A 20,137-nucleotide genomic window follows, 5' to 3' on the forward strand; every position below is an offset into this window, starting at 1 on the left:
ATGCGGAACCCGTACATGCTCTGAATCGGCACAGGTTTGCTATGATCCACCCCCTCCGTAATGCCTGACCAGAGTAGTCCCATGCCCGATCGTAGCGCTCGCCTGCAAGCCCTTCACCAAGCCCTCAAGGACCGTATCCTGATCCTCGACGGCGGCATGGGCACGATGATCCAGAGCTACAAGCTCGAAGAGCAGGATTATCGCGGCAAACGCTTCGCCGACTGGCCGAGTGACGTCAAGGGCAACAACGACCTGCTGGTGCTCACTCGTCCGGACGTCATCGGCGGCATCGAAAAAGCCTACCTGGACGCTGGTGCCGACATCCTCGAAACCAACACCTTCAACGCCACGCGCATCTCCATGGCCGACTACGGCATGGAAGAGCTGGCCTATGAGCTGAACGTAGAAGGCGCACGCCTGGCGCGCAAGATCGCCGATGCCAAGACCGCCGAGAACCCGGCCAAGCCGCGCTTTGTCGCCGGCGTACTCGGCCCGACCAGCCGCACCTGCTCGCTGTCGCCGGACGTGAACAACCCCGGCTACCGCAACGTAACCTTCGATGAGCTGGTGGAAAACTACACCGAAGCCACCAAGGGCCTGATCGAAGGCGGCGCCGACCTGATCCTGATCGAAACCATCTTCGACACCCTCAACGCCAAGGCCGCGATCTTCGCCGTGCAAGGCGTGTTTGAAGAACTCGGTATCGAACTGCCGATCATGATTTCCGGCACCATCACCGACGCCTCCGGCCGTACCCTGTCGGGCCAGACCACCGAAGCGTTCTGGAACTCCGTGGCCCACGCCAAACCAATCTCGGTGGGTTTGAACTGCGCCCTTGGCGCCAGCGAGTTGCGCCCGTACCTGGAAGAGCTGTCGAACAAGGCCAACACCCACGTTTCGGCCCACCCGAACGCCGGCCTGCCGAACGAATTCGGCGAGTACGACGAACTGCCCTCGGAAACCGCCAAGGTCATCGAAGAATTCGCCCAGAGCGGTTTCCTCAACATCGTCGGCGGCTGCTGCGGCACCACACCGGGCCATATCGAAGCCATCGCCAACGCCGTGGCCGGTTACGCGCCGCGCCCGATCCCGGACATTCCCAAGGCCTGCCGCTTGTCGGGCCTGGAGCCGTTCACCATTGATCGCAGTTCGTTGTTCGTCAACGTCGGCGAGCGCACCAACATCACCGGCTCAGCCAGGTTCGCCCGGCTGATCCGCGAAGACAACTACACCGAAGCCCTTGAAGTCGCCCTGCAGCAGGTAGAAGCCGGTGCCCAGGTGATCGACATCAACATGGACGAGGGCATGCTCGATTCGAAGAAGGCCATGGTGACCTTCCTCAATCTGATTGCCGGCGAGCCGGACATCTCCCGCGTACCGATCATGATCGACTCCTCCAAGTGGGAAGTGATCGAGGCGGGCCTCAAGTGCATCCAGGGCAAAGGCATCGTCAACTCCATCAGCATGAAGGAAGGCGTGGAGCAGTTCATTCACCACGCCAGGCTGTGCAAGCGCTACGGCGCCGCCGTGGTGGTGATGGCCTTCGACGAAGCCGGCCAGGCCGACACCGAAGCGCGCAAGAAAGAAATCTGCAAACGCTCCTACGACATCCTGGTCAATGAAGTGGGCTTCCCGCCGGAAGACATCATCTTCGACCCGAACATCTTCGCCGTCGCCACCGGTATCGAAGAGCACAACAACTACGCTGTCGACTTCATCAATGCCTGTGCGTATATCCGCGACGAGCTGCCCTATGCGCTGACCTCCGGTGGCGTGTCCAACGTGTCGTTCTCGTTCCGTGGCAACAATCCGGTGCGCGAGGCGATCCACTCGGTGTTCCTGCTGTATGCGATCCGCAACGGCCTGACCATGGGTATCGTCAACGCCGGCCAGCTGGAGATCTACGACCAGATCCCGGCCGAGCTGCGTGACGCGGTAGAAGACGTGGTGCTCAACCGCACCCCGGAAGGCACCGACGCCCTCCTCGCCATTGCCGACAAATACAAGGGCGACGGCAGCGTCAAGGAAGCCGAAACCGAAGAATGGCGTGGCTGGGAGGTCAACAAGCGTCTGGAACATGCGCTGGTCAAGGGCATCACCACCCATATCGTCGAAGACACCGAGGAATCCCGGCAGTCGTTCGCCCGCCCGATCGAAGTGATCGAAGGCCCGCTGATGTCCGGCATGAACATCGTTGGCGACTTGTTTGGCGCCGGCAAGATGTTCCTGCCCCAGGTGGTGAAGTCCGCCCGCGTAATGAAACAGGCCGTGGCCCACTTGATCCCGTTCATCGAGCTGGAAAAGGGCGACAAGCCGGAAGCCAAGGGCAAGATCCTCATGGCGACGGTCAAAGGCGACGTGCATGACATCGGCAAGAACATCGTCGGCGTGGTCCTGGGTTGCAACGGCTATGACATTGTCGATTTGGGCGTGATGGTGCCCGCGGAGAAGATCCTGCAGGTAGCCAAGGAACAGAAGTGCGACATCATCGGGCTGTCCGGACTGATCACGCCGTCGTTGGATGAGATGGTGCATGTCGCCCGCGAGATGCAGCGCCAGGACTTCCACCTGCCGCTGATGATCGGTGGCGCTACCACCTCCAAGGCGCACACGGCGGTGAAGATCGAGCCCAAGTACAGCAACGACGCAGTGATCTACGTAACCGACGCCTCCCGTGCGGTGGGCGTGGCCACGCAGCTGCTGTCCAAGGAGTTGAAGGCCGGTTTCGTCGAGAAAACCCGCCTGGAATACATCGACGTGCGCGAGCGCACCTCCAACCGCAGTGCGCGCACCGAACGCCTGAGCTACCCGGCGGCCATCGCCAAGAAGCCGCAGTTCGACTGGAGCACTTACACGCCGGTCAAGCCCACTTTCACCGGCGCCAAGGTGCTGGATAACATCGACCTCAAGGTGCTGGCCGAGTATATCGACTGGACGCCGTTCTTTATCTCCTGGGACCTGGCCGGCAAGTTCCCGCGCATCCTTGAGGACGAAGTGGTCGGTGAAGCCGCCACCGCGCTGTATGCCGACGCCCAGGAAATGCTCAAGAAGCTGATCGACGAGAAACTCATCAGCGCCCGTGCGGTGTTCGGTTTCTGGCCAACCAACCAGGTGCAGGACGATGACCTGGAAGTCTACGGCGATGACGGCCAGCCGATTGCCAAGTTGCATCACCTGCGCCAGCAGATCATCAAGACCGACGGCAAGCCGAACTTCTCCCTGGCCGATTTCGTTGCGCCTAAAGACAGCGGTGTGACCGACTACATCGGCGGCTTCATCACCACCGCCGGCATCGGCGCCGAAGAGGTCGCCAAGGCCTATCAGGACGCCGGTGACGACTACAACTCGATCATGGTCAAGGCCCTGGCCGACCGCCTGGCAGAGGCCTGCGCCGAATGGCTGCACCAGCAAGTGCGTAAAGAGCACTGGGGCTATGCCAAGGACGAGCAGCTGGATAACGAGGCGCTGATCAAGGAGCAATACAGCGGCATCCGCCCTGCCCCGGGCTACCCGGCGTGCCCGGATCACACCGAGAAAGCCCAGCTGTTCCAACTGCTCGACCCCGAGGCTCGCGAAATGCACGCCGGGCGCAGCGGCGTATTCCTCACCGAGCACTACGCGATGTTCCCGGCAGCGGCCGTCAGCGGCTGGTACTTTGCCCACCCGCAGGCGCAGTACTTTGCTGTCGGCAAAATCGACAAGGACCAGGTGCAAAGCTACACCGCCCGCAAAGCTCAAGACCTGAGCGTGACCGAGCGCTGGCTGGCGCCCAACCTGGGGTACGACAACTAAACACTGGCCAAGGCGTGCGGTATCCCAATGCCGCCCCCGTCAGGAAGAAATCCGTTTTTCTGTGCTGGGCCGATCTTCGGCCCGCTGTCCCGGCAGCTCACCTGACACCGGGTACACACAGAAAAAGGATTTCTTCATGCCCGATTTACCCGTGGCCCAAAGCCCTTTGCCGGCCCAGGCTATCCATGCTCATTTCGCCACGCGCCCGGCGTTGTTTTCAGTGGTGTTCAAGGCTCTACGGGCTGGCATCCGTGAGCACTACCCGAGTCTGAAGGTGGACTTGCTCACGCTCAAACTCGCCGGCCCAACGCCCTGCGGCGCCAATACCTGCTACGCGTTCCCGCTGTTGATCAGTGTCGCGATGGCCCACGTCCTGAACCCGCGCCTGCTTGACCTGCGCCCCCAGAACGGCCTGCCGTATTATCTGTCACCCATTAGCGGCGGCCGCCTGCCCGATATCGATATGCAGGTGATTGCACAAATCATCGACGAGCTGCCAGGCTCGCTTTACCTGCACTTCCAAGCGGACCTGGCCAGCTATTGGAGCGAAACAGACAGCCTCGGCAGCAGCCGCTGGCAATGGCTGGGCGAGTGGCTCAATGGCCAGATGACCGCAGCGGCAGCCGGTCGCCAGGGCCTGAGCGACACCCACAGGGACATGCTGGCCACCACCGCCGCCTGGCCGTCACGCGTGGAACGCCTGCCCCGCTCCACGCCGACCACCTACGCGTATTTCATCGAAACCACACTGTCTAAAGCCGGCAAGGAGGTGTGCCTGTTGACGCCGGACCTGCTGCTGGTGCGCGACAGACAGGTGCTGTTGTGCAGCGTAGCAGGCGTTGTCGAGCCGTTTGGCTCCCTGGACGCCTTTGGCGAAGCCTGGGGCGCGCGGATGCAGGCGCAGTTTCAGTTCGACAGCCTGACGTGGCGGCGCAATGAACCAGACGGCAACGTGTTTGAGCAACAGGCCGGGCTTATTCTCAATCAGCAACTGGAAGACCTCGAAACGCTGGCCTATCAGGGGCAAAGCGAAGCGGCACTTGACCGCACTCTGGAAACGCTCACGGACCCTGCCTTGCTGTTTACACAAACCGCCGTGCCCGCCCCGGCGCACCTGCAAAAGGTCAGCGAAAAACTCCCGGCGTGGCTCAGTCAAGCTGGCGCCAATGAGCGCTTTGCCTACCACCGCCACCTGCAGGACATGGCCCAGGTGCTGCGCCTCAATCAGGGGCGTTCATTCAATGAGGGCGTGGAAAACATCCATGCTTTCAGCCGCAATGCGTTGCGCAAGCAGATGCAGGCCGACCACGGCGACCAAGACCCCGACGATGTACTGCTGGACTTCGCCGTGGCGGCCGGTTACCCAGGCGGCGCCGGCATTATCGAACATGTGCAGCTGTCGCTGACGGAGCTGGCGGTGAAGAACCTGGCCGGCAAGCCTAAAGGCACGCTGACGCTACGGTCCAAAACCGCCGGGGCGCTGCCGGACTGGCTGAACGAAGACTATGTGCTGGGCAGCCAGGGCCTGATCCAGCGTGTCGACATCGGAACGGCCTACCCGCAGAAGATCAAAGACCTGTTGCTGTCGGACACCGTCGACGCGCGCCGACGGGAAAAACTCTTCACCCGCGAACTCAAAGTGCAGCTGCCGATGCGCGCCCTGGAATACGCGATTCGGCAACAACACGGGGTCACCGCCACCGGCTATCGCAATGTGAAAGCGCTGATGGGCGAGACACCCGCAGACCGAGTCGTCGACGCTCAGGAAATCGTCCTGCGCCCACTGGCCCTGTGCCGCAAAGCCGGGGCAACGCCGGATGCCGTCAGCAACTTCTTCGTGATCGAACCCCGGGACGCAACCGTTGGCCCACACGTGCTGTACCGACCGCTGTACGCCGAGGCCCTGTCTCAATACCCGACACGCCAGGCTCTGCTCGAGGCGCTTGCCAGCCCCGGCGAACTGCAAAGCAGTGTGTTGACCTGGCTGAGCGACACGGCTCGGCCGATTTATGACAACGGCGGGATCCAACAGCCGCACATCATTCGCTTCCTGCCGGGGGATGAGTTCGCGCCGCCTGAAGACCCTGCACCGGCGACGCTGGCCGTGGATGAAGGCGCCGAGGAATGGCTGCAGTCACAGATCAACGGCCAACTGCTGAGCCACTTGTTCGGCAGCACCGCGCGGGCGATGGTCGACCTGGCGGACCGCGAGTCGGTGTCCAACCACGAAAGCCGCTGGGCCATTGTGATGGAGGGCGCGTGGCTGCTGTTCAATACCCTGTTGTTGCCGTTGGTACGCGGCCCGGCCATGCTGGCCGGCTGGTTCCTGGTGTTGGTCAGCAGCCTGGAGCAGGACCTGGCCGGCCTGGACAGCAGCGACCCGACCACGCGTGAACTGGCGCTGATTGACCTGCTGCTCAATACCGCCATGCTGCTGTTGCACGCCACCAGCGCCTCCCCTCGAAGCCGCCAGCCCTTGGCGCGCCCCGCGCCCGAAGAGAGTGCCTTGCGCCTGGCCACCTGGCGCCATCCGGCGGGCCGACCGCTCCAGACCGGTCAGTCGCTGATTCGCCACGGTGCCGTGACGCTGCCCGGCGAACCCCCGGCAACCGGCCGCACCGCCCTGGATTTCAGCCGCTCGCTGGCCAGCCCACAGGCGAGTGCGAAGTTGCTCAAGGCGCTGCTCGACGTCCACGTGCCCTGGCCCGAAACCTTGCCGCCGCCAGAGGCCAGCGGCCCACTCATGGGGCTGTACCGTATTGGCCAAACCTGGCATGCCAGCGTCGGCGGGCTGTTGTTTCAGGTCAGCGTGGTGCCGGGGTTTGGTGAGGTTTACCTGGTGGATCCACAACGCCCACTGCACCCTGGTTTCAAGCTGGTCAGCGACAATCAGGGGCATTGGCGCCTTGAGCGCAAGGCGCGTCTTGAAGGCGGCATGCCCAAGAAAAAGCTGGAAGAACAACTGCGTATACAACGCGAACGAATCGATGCGCTCAAGCGAGACCTGAGTGCACTTGAGGGGAGATTCGTACCGGTGGCGATAAAATCGATAGAGCTTAAAGTCGCGCTGGACGACGCCCGCAACCGGCTGGCGAAAGAGCGGATAGACCTGCGTGCAGATTGGTCAAGGCTCGCCAACACGGCTGCGATTCCAGCGTTGCACGTCAGAATGACTCAACGCCATGAGCAACGGCGCCTTTCCACGGCACAGGCCAAGGTCGACTGGGAGATCGCCGTTGAGCGGTATCTGAAGCAAGGTCATGAGTCAGTTTCCATGCTGCAGCAAATGGTAACCCTCGCCGGTGAACTGGTGGCAGCCGACAGGACCGATCCGAACCATGTAAAACGTCGCAACAGTAACACCAGGGCCCTGTTTAATTACTGGGGCGCGGTCTATGAGGTCATGTCGCAAAAGCTCTTGGACACGCTTCAAACCGAGCGCGGCGAAACGGAAGATGAAGTGCATGACCGCGTCAATACGCAGTTACCCAATGGCATCACAGACGCCTACGAGGAATTCAGGCACATCAGGAAGCAGCAATTTGACGTGCTCAAACAGAAGATCGAGCCTGCCCAACACGTCGAGAATATCCTCCAGCAAGCAGACCCTGCCTTGCGCCAACTGCTATTGCAGGACAGCCCCAGTGATCAAAACATCTCTTCAAGCACACTCAACCAACATGCACTGATCTTCCTGACTGAACTGGTATTTGATCGCACTCACCCATCCCGGGAACTCGCCGAGTTTCCATACATCATGGTGCTCACCGACGCCAAAACCGTCACCAGTGTGTTGGCGCATACGGAAATGCGCAGCACCCGTGGCTACTCGACGCTTGAGCAAATTGAGGTGCTCAAGGACGTGCTTGAGCGCTATGACCGGCTGGAGAACGCCGTCAGGTCGCTGGCTGAAATGGGTTCCGGCTTTGTGCGCGAGGAATATCGGGCAACCTTCCTCGATGAGATTGGCAGCGCCCGTACCGACCTTGAAGCCGAACTGGCCGACCTGATTCTTTCAGAAGAAGGGTTCGCTCACCGACCCAGACTACCTGCCCCCGCGCGTGAAAAACCCGCCACCCGCCGAGTCATCAGGACGCGCAACCAACGCACGCTGGTGGGTGACCTGCGTGCGCCTCAGCCAGACATGCCGGGCAATTTTGTCGATATCACCGACCCGCACACCAAGAAGATTGTCGCCAGCTACCACGAACATGCTGCTGAAGGCGTCTGGGCTGAGGTTGTCCAAGCGGCGCCGGTCGTATCACCGAGCGCGCCGGTAAAGCGCTCGTTGAACACGATTAAACGCAGTGCAGAATCCGTATTTGCCGAAAGGGCAAGAATTGAGCGCACGATACGCGACCAACAGCGAAAACTTGGCGATCCCACACGACGGGAAACCCTGCGCCCGGTGGAATGGGAAGACATGTTGACCCAGCATGCGAGCAAAATCGAAGCCTTGGCCAATGAGATCAAAAAAGACCATGCCACCCACGCCGAGGCTGACGACTTGATCAAGGCCTACGGTGACAGGGCACGGGCCGCTCGCAACCTGGCTCACGAGGTGCGCGCGCAGGGCTACATGCAACAGCTCCCCAAAGCTGAAAACATCGACTACCTGCACAAAAAAGGCTTCATCGATATCAACCTGGTCAAAAGCCGAAAACTACTCGCAGCCGGTGATTTTCTGACCGAATACTCAGTGAAGGACAAACAAACGCTCAAGGTGTTGTGGTATGCGCACTTCCACTACCCCACGGAGCTGACGCCGGCAGCGCAACACAGCTTCGCCCACTTGAAACTCCCGGAGCAGCAATCATTGACGCGCCGGCAGGTGATCGAACAAGCCGCGGCAGATAACCGCACTGCCGTCCTGATGGACAAAGCCTTGATCAGACCGCCCCTGGATCAGAAATTGTTCCTGATACTGGAACCGCCGCTGCAAGCGTAACCTGCCAACCAATGGCCCCCATACCCGCACCTGCGGGTATGGGGGCTTGAAAAACTACTGCTTCCAGGACGGACCGGGTTGCGGCGATGCCGGTCTCGGCGGTGAGGTCTCAACCGTGCCGGTCGATAGCTCCAGCACCTCCTTTCGCGACAGCTCAAGCAGCTTCTGCGCCCGCACGCTGCCCAACTCGATCTCCAACAGGGTCAACTCCACCTCGTAGCGTTCCTGGCTCTCGGTGCCGGGTTGCCTGGCACTGTGTGCGTCCTCCAAAGCATCCTGACGCCGTAAAGCATTTTGCTCCAGCGCATTGAAAGCGTCGGGGTAGCGCTCGCGCAGGTAGTTGAGCCAATAATCCCGGGCAATCAGGCTTTCATAAAACCCATCGGCGCCCTCCGCCGCGAGCACCAGCGCACGCGCGCTATTCAAGGCCTGCCCGCTGAGCGGCGTAGCAAACGCCATGTAGGTGGGTTGCCCTGGCAGGTCGAGGCCGTCTGGCCACCCGCGGGTCATGCCGATGCGGTACTGCAGGCGTACTTCGGCCCTGTCCAGCCCCTGGGCATTGCGTTCGGCCAAGGTATCGACCTGGTCGAGCCGGAACAGTTGCCGGGACAGGTCCAACAACCGTTGGCCGCGCAGCCTCAAGTTGTGGACCGGAACGTCACGCAACACACGCTCCTCGAACACCAGCACCTCCATTGCACTGAACGTAAGGGTGCGCCCATCGATACAGGTGTTGTGGGTTTGCGAGGCCGCGAACAACGTCTCGCGCTGTTGCGCATTGCTGGCGGCCGCTTCGATCACCTCCCAGACCCGCCGAGTGAGATCAGTGCGGGTGAACCTGAACTCGTGGGTATCACGCAGTTGCGAAAGCAAATGAAAGAAGGGGGCGTGGCCGGGCTCCTGGGTCAGTTGCACCCACAGCTGCCGCCTGGATGCGGCCAGGGCCGAGGGCGTGTTCATCAGCCAGGACGCCAGCGCCGCTTCACCCGCCTCACCCGCTGGGTCAAGAATGATTTCCAGGGGCTCATAGGCCGCCCCGGCGTCATTATCATCGTCGGAGTCACCGTCCGAATCAGCGCCGGAGTCGCTTCCAGAGCCGATGTCGGAGTCGCTTTCTAGCGCGGCAATCCTGAGGTTGATGTCCTCGCGGGTCAGGCCCATGACGCCCTGCCCCTGGTGGGCATCGCTGTAGTGCCTGAGCTGCTCCAGCGCGTTGAGCGACAGCTGGTGATTGTCGGCCAGGTTCGTTCCGGTCACCAATTGATCGTGACTGCCCCCCAGCAAGCGGTCCGGAAACGTCGTCAGGGCATTACCGCTGAGGTTCAGCGTACGCAGGTCGGTGGCCTCCAATGCGCCGTCGGGCCACTGGGCAATGTCGTTGTAGCCGAGGTCGAGGGCTTCCAGGCGGCTGAAGGCGCTGGTGCTGAACTCGCTCAGGTTGTTGTGGCCGAGGTCCAGACGGCGCAAGCGTTCACCGCCCAATTGGCGGTACAGGGGCTCTGGATCACTGAAAGCGTTGGCGGCCAATTCCAGTTGCTCCAGCTGGCCCATGTGTTGCACCGCCTCGGGCAACGCCGTCAGCTCGTTGCCGCTCAGAACCAGCTTGCGCAACGCCGGGAAGCTGTTGAGAAAGCCATCGGCACCCTTCCCCGAAAAGCGCACACCGGTCAAGTCCAGGCTGCGCACATGCTGAAAGCGCAGGTCCAATTCAGGCAGATGGTCGATTTGCAGGCCGTGCAGACTCAGCTCGGCCTCTGCATCACCAGACACCCCACGCTGCCAGCATTCACTGATTTTGGCCGCTGCCAGTTGCCGTTCTTCGGCCAATACGCTCACGTCCGCTGCATGCAAATCGCGGGTATACAGCCAGCCATTGAGCTGGCGCGTCAGGGACTCGCACTCCCGGCGCCATGCGCTCAGTTGCGCGTCTATCTGTGGGTCGCTCGACCCGCTGTCACGCAGTTGTTCCAGCCGTTGCAGCGCCTGATCCTCAGTCAGCGCCGGGTTCAACTGTTGCAAGCGCTTGGCGAAGCCCGCAACGCCTTCCGCGGCATCTATTGGTCCAGGCAGTGGCAATAAATAACGCGCCATCGACCAGCCGGTTTCTTCCGGTGGAAAAGCGGCTGGCAGGGCTTGCTGTTCAAACCGGCTCAGCGCTCCTTCGGGCAAACCTTGAGCGGTTTCAACCCGCTGGCGTGCCGCCTTGAGCGCAACCTCACCGTCCGGGAGGAAGCGGTTCCCCGCCAGGTTGACCTTCATCATCAACGCGTCGTTCGCCAACACGGATGACGGCAATGTCGGCAGTTGATTATCGCGCAAGTCGAGCCACGCCAGCTGCGGCAAACCCTCGGCCCCGGTTGGCCAGGCCTGCAATTGGCTCGCTCGCGCATTCAGCGCCTTGAGATGCGTCAACTCACTGACATCCAACGCCTTCAGTGGGTTATGGCTTAGATTCAATTGCTCCAGGCTGCTCAGACCATTGAGTTGCGTCTGGACCGCTGGCGTGACCACCAGGCTGTTGGTGGACAGGTCGAGTCGGCTCAAGGCAGGCAGGTCACCTGGGCCGATGGGTAATTCGGTCAAACCATGGCCGCGCAGTTCAAGGGTTTGCGTGCCGCTGAACGCGCGAATAAAACCACGGGTCTGCTCAGTCGACTCTCCCAGCCAGCCCAACCGCAACGTGCGCACATGGGAAAAGGTGGCAGCCGGCAGTTGCGGCAGTTCAACCGTGCTCACCGGCAAGGACCCGGCGTCCGCTCGAAACTCCGGCGCTGGCAACTCAAGCACCGATACGTTGGCCGTCAATTCATAACGCTGGGCTACCGCCCCGCGCCAGCTGGCTTCGAGGGCATTGATAACGTGTGCGTTGGCACCCGTTTGCCAGGGTAGCGAACGTAACCTGAGGCGCGACGCCGGCGTGGCCGGATGATAGAACCGCGCAAAAAGCCCGTTGTACTCTGCCGCCAGGGCTTCGATAGCAGCAAAGCGGGTGACTGGGGTATTCCAGGTGGTCATGATTTTTTCGTGCAAGGCGCCCGTCAGCGGCGAGGTGCCCAGCAACGACTGCAACTCGCCCCTGGCGTACTCGCGGACCATCTGGTGCAGGTCAGCCAGGTGAACCCGTTCGCCCCGATAGTCTTTCACGTACTTATACGCCGGCGTGAAGGCCTCGCGGGTGAAGTTTGACCAGTCCAGCGACAGGCCCGCCCACAGGTCTTCATGCCCGGTATACAGGCTCTCAGGCAATGCGCGGATACTGGTGTTGGCCAGGTCCAGACGCTCCAACTGGGCCAGGTTTTCAGCATAAGCCGGCCACTGCGAGAGCGCGTGAGGCGCATCGAACTTCAGCTGTTTCAACTGCACAAGCGCGGACAAATCCAGGTTGTTGAGTGCCGCTGGAGAAAACCCGCTGCACTCGATATGCAGCGCCTGCAGCGAAGTGAGCGCATTGAGTTTCGAGGAGAAATCCGACGCCAGCGACGACGCATCTGCCTTGAACGTCAGGTGCTTGAGCTGAGTCATCTCGCTCACCGCCTTGGGCACGGTCGTCAGCGGCGATATGCCGAAGGTAGCCGGGTCCCACACGCGACCGCTCTCGCCAATAGACAGACTGCTCACATTGGGAAATCGCGCCAGAAAGGCATCCGCGTTGGCGTCGCTCAAACCGCGCCCGCCCACCGACAGCTCGCGGATATGCGCAAAGTCAGCCGTCAGCGGCGGCAACGGCTCATTGATCACAATCGACAGTCGTTCGGCACCCGGTACTTCCCTCGCCAGCGGTGCGCGCCGCCACTGCGCCTTGAGCAACTGGGCGACCTGGGTTCTATGCAGATACGCGGAATTGTCCGGCGCGGCGCTGAACGGGTCCAGCGCCACCGGAGGCCGGCCCACCCACTGGTCAAGGGTTGACGCCAACTCTTCATATTCGCGCCTGCGGTTTTCCAGGAGGTTGAAGATTGCCTTGTCGCTCCTGCCCGGCTGTTGCAACTGGCGAATATAAGCACTGGCCTGGGCGTCGCTCAATTCCGGGTAGATCACCCGCGCCCGCGCCGCAAGATTTGCCCTCACGTCGACCTCACGTCCGCTGGCGTAGTACCCCACCCGTGTGTCGTTGACCCGCACGGGTGGCTTGGGACGCTGGCCCTGCGGTGCTGTTTCACTGCGATAACGGTCGGCAAACTCAATGATTTTTTCCTGCAACTCGGCGCTCTGGCCGACCTGAGGCACGCCCAGCCCGCGCCGTGCTTCATCAGGCAAGGCGTGCATCAGCGAGGCATAAAAATTGTCGCCCTGTCTGGGCAGGCTGTTGAGTGCTTCACCGCGCGCATTGAAAGCCTGAAAGCGTGAGTTTTTTCTCACCAGGTACTTCTTGTCGCGTGCCGACTCGCTGCCAATGCTGTCCAGCAGCGTGCCGCTGTCACTGTCTGCGCGCACCTCCAAGCGCAGCGTGTCCGGCCAGCCCGGTAGTTTTTCCAGGCAATGCAGTGCCAGGCGCCGGCTGTCCGCCGAGGCCATGTTTTCGCTGCGCAAACCGGCATAGGCACGGGTTTGGCGACCCTGGCGCGCATACCAGCGGGCCTCTTCCAGCAAGGTCAAGGGCACCCGGTGTGCGTCCTCCAGTTGTTTGAGGTCATCAGGCCGCGCGTGCGCCAACGCTTCCTCGGCGCCCGCTTCGCTAAGCCCGGGACATACGCGCTGCAACCGCCGGACCTGGCTCGCCACCGGCTCCGTGCCGGCGTAAAGGCTGTCGAAAATCGCCGGCTTGCGGGTCTGGGCGTACTCGGTGAGTTGCTTGCCAAACTCTTGCGGCCGCAGCTCCACCACCCGTGCGCCCTGCGCGCCCAGCAGGCCGACGACTTCCTGCTCATCAAGCACCGCCAGAATGTGCGCCGGCAGTTGACCGCCGAGGAAATCGGCACGGCTGATCCTGATCGGCGCCTTGGCAGTCGCGCCGCGTGGCAGACGCTCGGAGCCATACTTGACGGACGCGCCCGATAAACCCGGTGCCTCGAATACCTCAAGCACCCGCGTTTTTGGCCAACCGGGCATTTCCGCCACCAGCGGCAGCGCGTACAAATAGCGGTCATCAATCGGTTGGGTGCCGCGCAGTTGTTCGATCACCTGGCCGGTGTCGGCGTCGGCCTTGAACAGGCGCATCGCATCCCTCAGCTCGGGCGGCGGTGGCGCGAGGTCCATGTGCATTTTGCGCAGGGCGTTGTCGCTGACACCGCTGACATCCGCCACCTTGATCAGCTCGGTATCGGAAAACGCCTCGGTGGTATGGCCCGTGCGCCGCAGCAGGGTCAGGCGGTCCCATTCCAGTGGCCGTTCCAGGATGTGGCGCCAGGCGCCACGGCCGTTGCTTTGAAGAATCGGCTGGTAGGCAGCGGCGTCGCTCGGGTGCTTGATGCGCCACTGCTGGGTCGACGCCTCAAAGAAATGTTCGTAAACCTTATTGCCCTGGCGGATATAGGTCTTGCCCTGCAGCTGATGCTGCCCCAGCACGTTCGGCCCTGGGCCGGCATCCAGCGCGACCGGGCTTTCATAGCCACTCAAGTCGGGCTTCCACAGGCGGGTTTCGCCGTTGGGCAACGTCACGGGGCTAAGGTGTTCAATCAACGGTTCCGGCTTGACTGCCCTGAATCTACTCACCGCTGCACCCACGCCGGCCATGACAGCCAGCTGCGCGAGGTTCTCGGCCACGTCGACCAGGTGCGCCTTGGCCGCGCGCTTGTCGCCCTCTGCCCATTCGATCGAGCCTTCCAGGGTTTCGTACAGCAACTGCCCGGCCATCACCGTCAACATGATTTCGCCCAGGACCGGGACGAACATGGAGACCATGTTCAGCCCCAGCAAGCCGATTTCCAGCAGATGGGCGAGTTTTGCTTCACGCGCCTTGATATCGACTTCGGCGGTGGGCACCGCATGGCTGCGGGCATCGGCATACACCTTGTCGCGGTTTTGCTCAAACAGGTAGTCCCACAGGTCCACATTGTCCGCCCACGGCCCGCGCCCCTTGCGGGTGACATAAGAGGGCGCGATATACGGATCGGGTGCCGGTTCCATTTTTGCCGGACTTGCCGGTGGCAGCTCCTTGATATGGGTGGCGGGCGACAGCTCACTGACCGTCTCGATGATGGTGCGCCACGGCGACGTCAAAGGGCCGCCCGGGGAATCGGCAGCCGCCTGGGTGAATTGGCTGTAGTAATACCCGCGCTGCGCATACGGCACGAACTGGCTGAAAAAGCGCTGGTAGGCCGTGGGGCTGGCATCGTTGGCCTGCATGCCGTCTCTGGCGGTGAACAGGCGCTTGAATTCCTGGCGCATCTGCGCGGCGGTATAGCGCTTGAGCGCATGCTCCGGGTCCTGGGGAATGTAGAGAATCACTTCGTCGTTGTAGCGGTACTTCTTGCCGATCACGAAGGCCACGCAGCCGGTCATGCGCTTTTTCATCAGGCCCATGTCGTTGAACCAGACTTGCTTGTCACCCATCCTCGGGTGCACTTCGCCATTGATCACCGAGACGATCATCCTGTGGTCCGCAGGCTCGATGTCCCGGGTCAATAATGCCTGGTCAGCGGCAGCGCGCATCGCGGCTTTCTGGCTGGCGATGAACCGTTGGCGCAGGGTCGCCTTGGCCGTGGCATCGGCAGGCTCGAAGAACGTCTTCAGGTAGGCCTGGTATTTGGCGCCCACATCCAGGCCACGGCACAGCGTCAGGAACTGGCTGACCGTCAGGTTAAGCGTGGTGGCTTCAAAGGTGTCAGGGCTGGCCGCCTGTACCACAAAGCCGGAACTTTCATGGTAGGCAGCGCTTTTGCACTCCCAGGCTTCGAAGTTATGCAGTGCAGCTTGCAGCATCGACAACTTGAGGAATTCGAACGACGACACTTCCAGCTCCAGCACCGTCACCGCCAGCGGGCGGCGCAGGCACAGCAGGGTCTTGTCGACGTCAACGTTCACCTGGTACTGGTCTTTCAAGGCCTTGAGCAGTAAGGGCCGAGCGAAGGTGTCGACGTCCTGGAACGTGGCCATGCTTTTGTCGAGTCGAGTCTGGGCCAGGGTGCTGGCCTTGATGCTGGCAGTGACGGTCTTGCGCTGTTCGGGCGAGGCGTTTATGTACCAATCCGGCAAGACCGCCGTGCTGTGTTTAAGCGCCAGGCGGCGGGCCGGTGTTGCGTCGATCAGCCATTGCGGCACAGCCTTTTCGAGGAAGTCGCCGTGAATACTTAAGGTTGCAGCCGGTGGTTTAGCGACGGTGGAATCAGGGGATAAATCGGACATGCTGTCACTCCTGTGAAATGAAGTGACAGCACATCACCGTTCAGCCCAAGGCCGGTGGTGTATAGATACGGGGCGTCTATGCTGTGGTGGAGAGTCTTCGTGACGAGGGTTTTATGGACGATCCACTCGACAACAAGCCGCCGACCTTCTGGCAAATGCTGCACAGCGTGATGGCGGCGGCCTTTGGCGTGCAGAGCGGGAAAAATCGAGCGCGCGACTTTACCCACGGCAAACCCAGCCATTTTATCGTGCTGGGCATCCTGTTCACGGCCGTGTTTGCGCTCACGCTGTTCGGCATCGTCAAGCTGGTGCTGCACCTGGCCGGGATTTAGCGCAGCAGCAATTGCAGGCTGAATGGGTAACGGTAGGACTTAGGCTTGCCCACCGCCGACAGTGCGCGAAAATCCACCGACGGCATCGGCCCCGACAAGCGCTGCGCCTGTGCGGTATCGATCAGCTGGAACAGCGCCAGTTGCCGATCCCGCCCGCCGTACGCGTCGATGTCGACGCCTTTGGCGTCATCATTGATCAGCACCATGGCCCAACCGCCCAGGGTGAAATGCCCGGCGACCAGCGTGGTCAGCCGCCCGTCCAGGCGAGCCTTCAATATGCCCGGCGAGCTGTTGACCGCACTGAACAGCACGTCCTTGCCCGGTACACGCCCGCTGTCTTGCAGGGCGTGCATGGCGCCCAGCGCCATCTCATCGTTGGCCGACCACACAAGCACCGTCTGTGGGTAACGCTTGAACAACTGGGTAGCTTGTTCGAGGGCACGCTCGCGACTCCACTCCCCATAGACCAACTGCCGTAGATGCACTTGCGGGTGCTCGGCGAGGGCCTGGCGCAGCCCCTGTTCACGGCGCTGCGCAGCCGGGGTGTTCTTGACGCCGGAAAACGCCAACAGATCGAGGGTTTCATCGGGAGCAATCGGCCCATGCTGGCGCAGCAGGTCGGTGAGCATCAGGTAGCCGGCGCGATCGTCGTCAGCTACCAGACTACCGATCCAGCTGACGTCAGTGCGGGCATCCAGCCATTGCACTTGGTCGGGCGTCAGCGCGCTATTGACGATCATCAATTTGACCCCGCTGCCCTGCGCCATGCGCAGAATTTGCGGGGCGACGTATTCCTCATTCACCAGCACCAGGTAATCAGGCCGCTCGCTGCCTTGCAGGGCTTCCCTGGCGTGGATCAGGGTGTTATGGGCATCGCGCTCGGAATAACGCATGCGCAAATCCAGGCCGAGGTCCTTGGCGGCGGCCTGCATGAATTGCGCATAGCTGACCCAGAAGGTTTCCGTGGACGTGCCCGGGTTGAGAAACACCACCGACGCCGCCTGGGCCATTGCCCCGTACGTCGATCCGGCTAACCACACACACGCAATCAGAGCCTTCAACATAGCTGTTCGAGCCTGGAATATTGATCGCCATGATAGTGGCAAATCGACAGCCAATCGAGACTCAATCAACGCTCTTTTTTACTGGTGGCTGACCCAGAACACGGCGGTTCCCACCACCAGGATAATCAGGAACAAAATAGCCCAGGCATCCACGGTACTGTCAGGTTTACGGGCTTTGGTTGAATTGCTCATCGCATCGCCTCTTGTCGGTTTTATAGGTGACGGCACTAAGACTCGACCACAGTAAAGATCATGATTGCCCGCATGACAAATGTGGATATCGCGATAACGGTTCTCATTAGTCAGTTTGGTTATTTACATATACCCAAACATCACTTTTGCGCATATACGCAAACTGGTATCGTGCGCCGGCTCCGTTGGGAGTGCGCGGCCGTGCGCGCAGATTTGCCGAGAACAGGACCTATATGTACGTATACGACGAATACGATCAGCGCATCATCGAGGACCGCGTCAAGCAGTTCCGTGATCAGACCCGACGCTACTTAGCAGGTGAACTGAGCGAAGAAGAGTTCCGCCCTCTGCGCCTGCAAAATGGCCTTTATGTTCAGCGCTTTGCGCCGATGCTGCGGGTGGCCGTGCCCTATGGCCAACTGACTTCGCGTCAGACGCGGATGATGGCCAAGATTGCCCGCGACTTCGACAAAGGCTACGCCCACATCAGTACCCGCCAGAACGTACAGTTCAACTGGCCGGCCCTGGAAGATGTGCCGGACATCCTGGCTGAACTGGCCACCGTGCAGATGCACGCGATTCAGACCAGCGGTAACTGCCTGCGCAACGTGACCACCGACCAGTTTGCCGGCGTCGCTGCGGACGAGTTGATCGACCCACGGCCGTGGTGTGAAATCGTGCGCCAGTGGACCACCTTCCACCCGGAATTCGCCTACCTGCCGCGCAAGTTCAAGATCGCCATCAATGGCTCGACTTCCGACCGTGCGGCCATCGAAGTGCACGATATCGGCCTGGAGCCGGTGTACAACGCCGCCGGCGAGCTGGGCTTTCGCGTGCTGGTGGGTGGCGGCCTCGGTCGTACGCCGGTGGTCGGTGCATTCATCAATGAGTTCCTGCCGTGGCAGGACCTGTTGAGCTACCTGGACGCCATCCTGCGGGTCTATAACCGCTATGGCCGTCGTGACAACAAATACAAGGCCCGGATCAAGATCCTGGTCAAGGCGCTGACCCCTGAGGTATTTGCCCAGAAAGTCGACGCCGAGATGGAACACCTGCGCGGTGGCCAGACCACCCTGACCGAAGCTGAAGTGCATCGTGTGGCCAAGCACTTTGTCGACCCTGAGTACAAGGTCTTGTCCAGCCAGGACGCCGAGCTGGCCACACTCGACCAGCAACACCCAGGCTTTGCCCGCTGGCGCACTCGCAACACCCTGGCGCACAAGAAGCCGGGCTATGTTGCCGTAACCTTGTCGCTCAAGCCTACCGGCGTCGCCCCAGGCGATATCACCGACAAGCAGCTGGATGCTGTCGCCGACCTGGCCGAGCGCTACAGCTTCGGCCAGCTGCGCACTTCCCACGAGCAGAACATCATTCTCGCGGACGTCGAGCAGAGCCAACTGTTCACCCTGTGGGGCGAGCTGCGCGAAGGCGGTTTTGCCACACCGAACATTGGCCTGCTGACCGACATCATCTGCTGCCCGGGCGGCGATTTCTGCTCCCTGGCCAACGCCAAGTCGATCCCGATTGCCGAATCGATCCAGCGCCGTTTCGACGACCTGGACTACCTGTTCGACATCGGCGAGCTGGACCTGAACATCTCCGGTTGCATGAACGCCTGTGGTCACCACCACGTCGGCCACATCGGCATCCTGGGCGTGGACAAGAAAGGCGAAGAATTCTACCAAGTGTCCCTGGGTGGCAGCGCCAGCCGCGATGCGAGCCTGGGCAAGATCCTCGGCCCATCCTTCGCCCAGGAAGCCATGCCCGAGGTGATCGGCAAGCTGATCGACGTGTACATCGAACAGCGCACCGAAGATGAGCGTTTCATCGACACCTACCAGCGCATCGGCATCGACCTGTTCAAGGAGCGCGTCTATGCAGCGAATCATTAAGAACAACGAAGTCGTCGACGAAACCTGGCACCTGCTGCCCAAGGACGCGAGCTTCGACGGCATCTCCAACTGCGACGACCTGATCGTGCCGCTGGCCCTGTGGCGCGAACACGGCCACGCCCTCAAGGCCCGCGACGGCGGCCTGGGCGTGTGGCTGGACGCCGATGAAGAAGCCGAAGAGATCGGTGAAGACGTGGAACACTTCCAGGTCATCGCCCTGAACTTCCCTGCCTTCACCGATGGCCGCAACTACTCCAACGCCCGCCTGCTGCGTGACCGTTATGGCTACAAGGGTGAATTGCGCGCGATTGGCGACGTATTGCGTGACCAGCTGTTCTACCTTCACCGCTGCGGGTTCGATGCCTTCGCCTTGCGCGCCGACAAAGACCCGTATGAAGCGCTGGAAAGTCTCAAGGACTTCTCGGTAACTTATCAGGCTGCCACTGATGAGCCGCTGCCGTTGTTCCGTCGGCGCTGAGCCCAGCCCCATGAAAAGCCCTGCCGCGCCAGGGCCGACAATGGTCCTCCAACACCCTGCGAAGGCTACGCTTTCGCAGGGTGTTTTGTTTTCGCAAGCTTTCTTCATGAGAGCGTCAGCACTTGATTTATGTGGGCGATACCTTGCCTCCATGA

The 20,137-nt window shown here is 61.4% G+C and carries 7 protein-coding genes; 5 read left to right on the plus strand and 2 right to left on the minus strand.

Annotated features, from left to right (window positions below; genetic code table 11):
- Nucleotides 1-81 precede the first annotated feature (81 nt).
- Nucleotides 82-3,792 carry a methionine synthase gene (gene metH / locus JFT66_RS23775; RefSeq protein WP_034119344.1) on the plus strand — a complete coding sequence of 1,237 codons (3,711 nt, stop codon included), beginning with the start codon at nucleotides 82-84 and terminating at the stop codon, nucleotides 3,790-3,792.
- Between the two features lie 136 nt (nucleotides 3,793-3,928).
- Entirely contained in the window at nucleotides 3,929-8,740 is a 4,812-nt protein-coding gene (locus tag JFT66_RS23780; RefSeq protein WP_198860301.1) for a dermonecrotic toxin domain-containing protein, read from the plus strand.
- Between the two features lie 54 nt (nucleotides 8,741-8,794).
- Here JFT66_RS23780 and JFT66_RS23785 read toward each other — a convergent pair whose 3' ends face one another.
- Nucleotides 8,795-16,024, minus strand: a complete 7,230-nt coding sequence (locus JFT66_RS23785; RefSeq protein ID WP_198860302.1) for an NEL-type E3 ubiquitin ligase domain-containing protein — start codon at nucleotides 16,022-16,024, stop codon at nucleotides 8,795-8,797.
- 113 nt (nucleotides 16,025-16,137) lie between these two features.
- Between JFT66_RS23785 and JFT66_RS23790 the strand changes: the two genes are divergently transcribed.
- Entirely contained in the window at nucleotides 16,138-16,356 is a 219-nt protein-coding gene (locus tag JFT66_RS23790; protein WP_153838294.1) for a DUF2970 domain-containing protein, read from the plus strand.
- On the opposite strand, the gene JFT66_RS23795 is transcribed toward JFT66_RS23790, so the two are convergent.
- Nucleotides 16,353-17,420: an ABC transporter substrate-binding protein gene (locus JFT66_RS23795; RefSeq protein ID WP_198860303.1), complete on the minus strand. Its 1,068-nt coding sequence runs from the start codon at nucleotides 17,418-17,420 to the stop codon at nucleotides 16,353-16,355. The two genes, JFT66_RS23790 and JFT66_RS23795, sit on opposite strands and share 4 nt — an antisense overlap.
- A 425-nt stretch (nucleotides 17,421-17,845) precedes the next feature.
- On the opposite strand from JFT66_RS23795, the gene JFT66_RS23800 reads away from it, so the two are divergent.
- Both JFT66_RS23800 and JFT66_RS23805 read left to right on the plus strand, forming a co-directional pair.
- On the plus strand, nucleotides 17,846-19,504 hold the full coding sequence (locus JFT66_RS23800) for a nitrite/sulfite reductase (protein WP_153872144.1): 1,659 nt from the start codon (nucleotides 17,846-17,848) through the stop codon (nucleotides 19,502-19,504).
- Entirely contained in the window at nucleotides 19,488-19,982 is a 495-nt protein-coding gene (locus JFT66_RS23805) for a DUF934 domain-containing protein (RefSeq protein ID WP_034119350.1), read from the plus strand. The genes JFT66_RS23800 and JFT66_RS23805 overlap by 17 nt, the downstream gene beginning before the upstream one ends.
- Nucleotides 19,983-20,137: the final 155 nt, after the last annotated feature.

Origin of the sequence: Pseudomonas sp. MF6755 (assembly GCF_016405635.1) — a bacterium.
Lineage (GTDB): Bacteria > Pseudomonadota > Gammaproteobacteria > Pseudomonadales > Pseudomonadaceae > Aquipseudomonas > Aquipseudomonas haemolytica.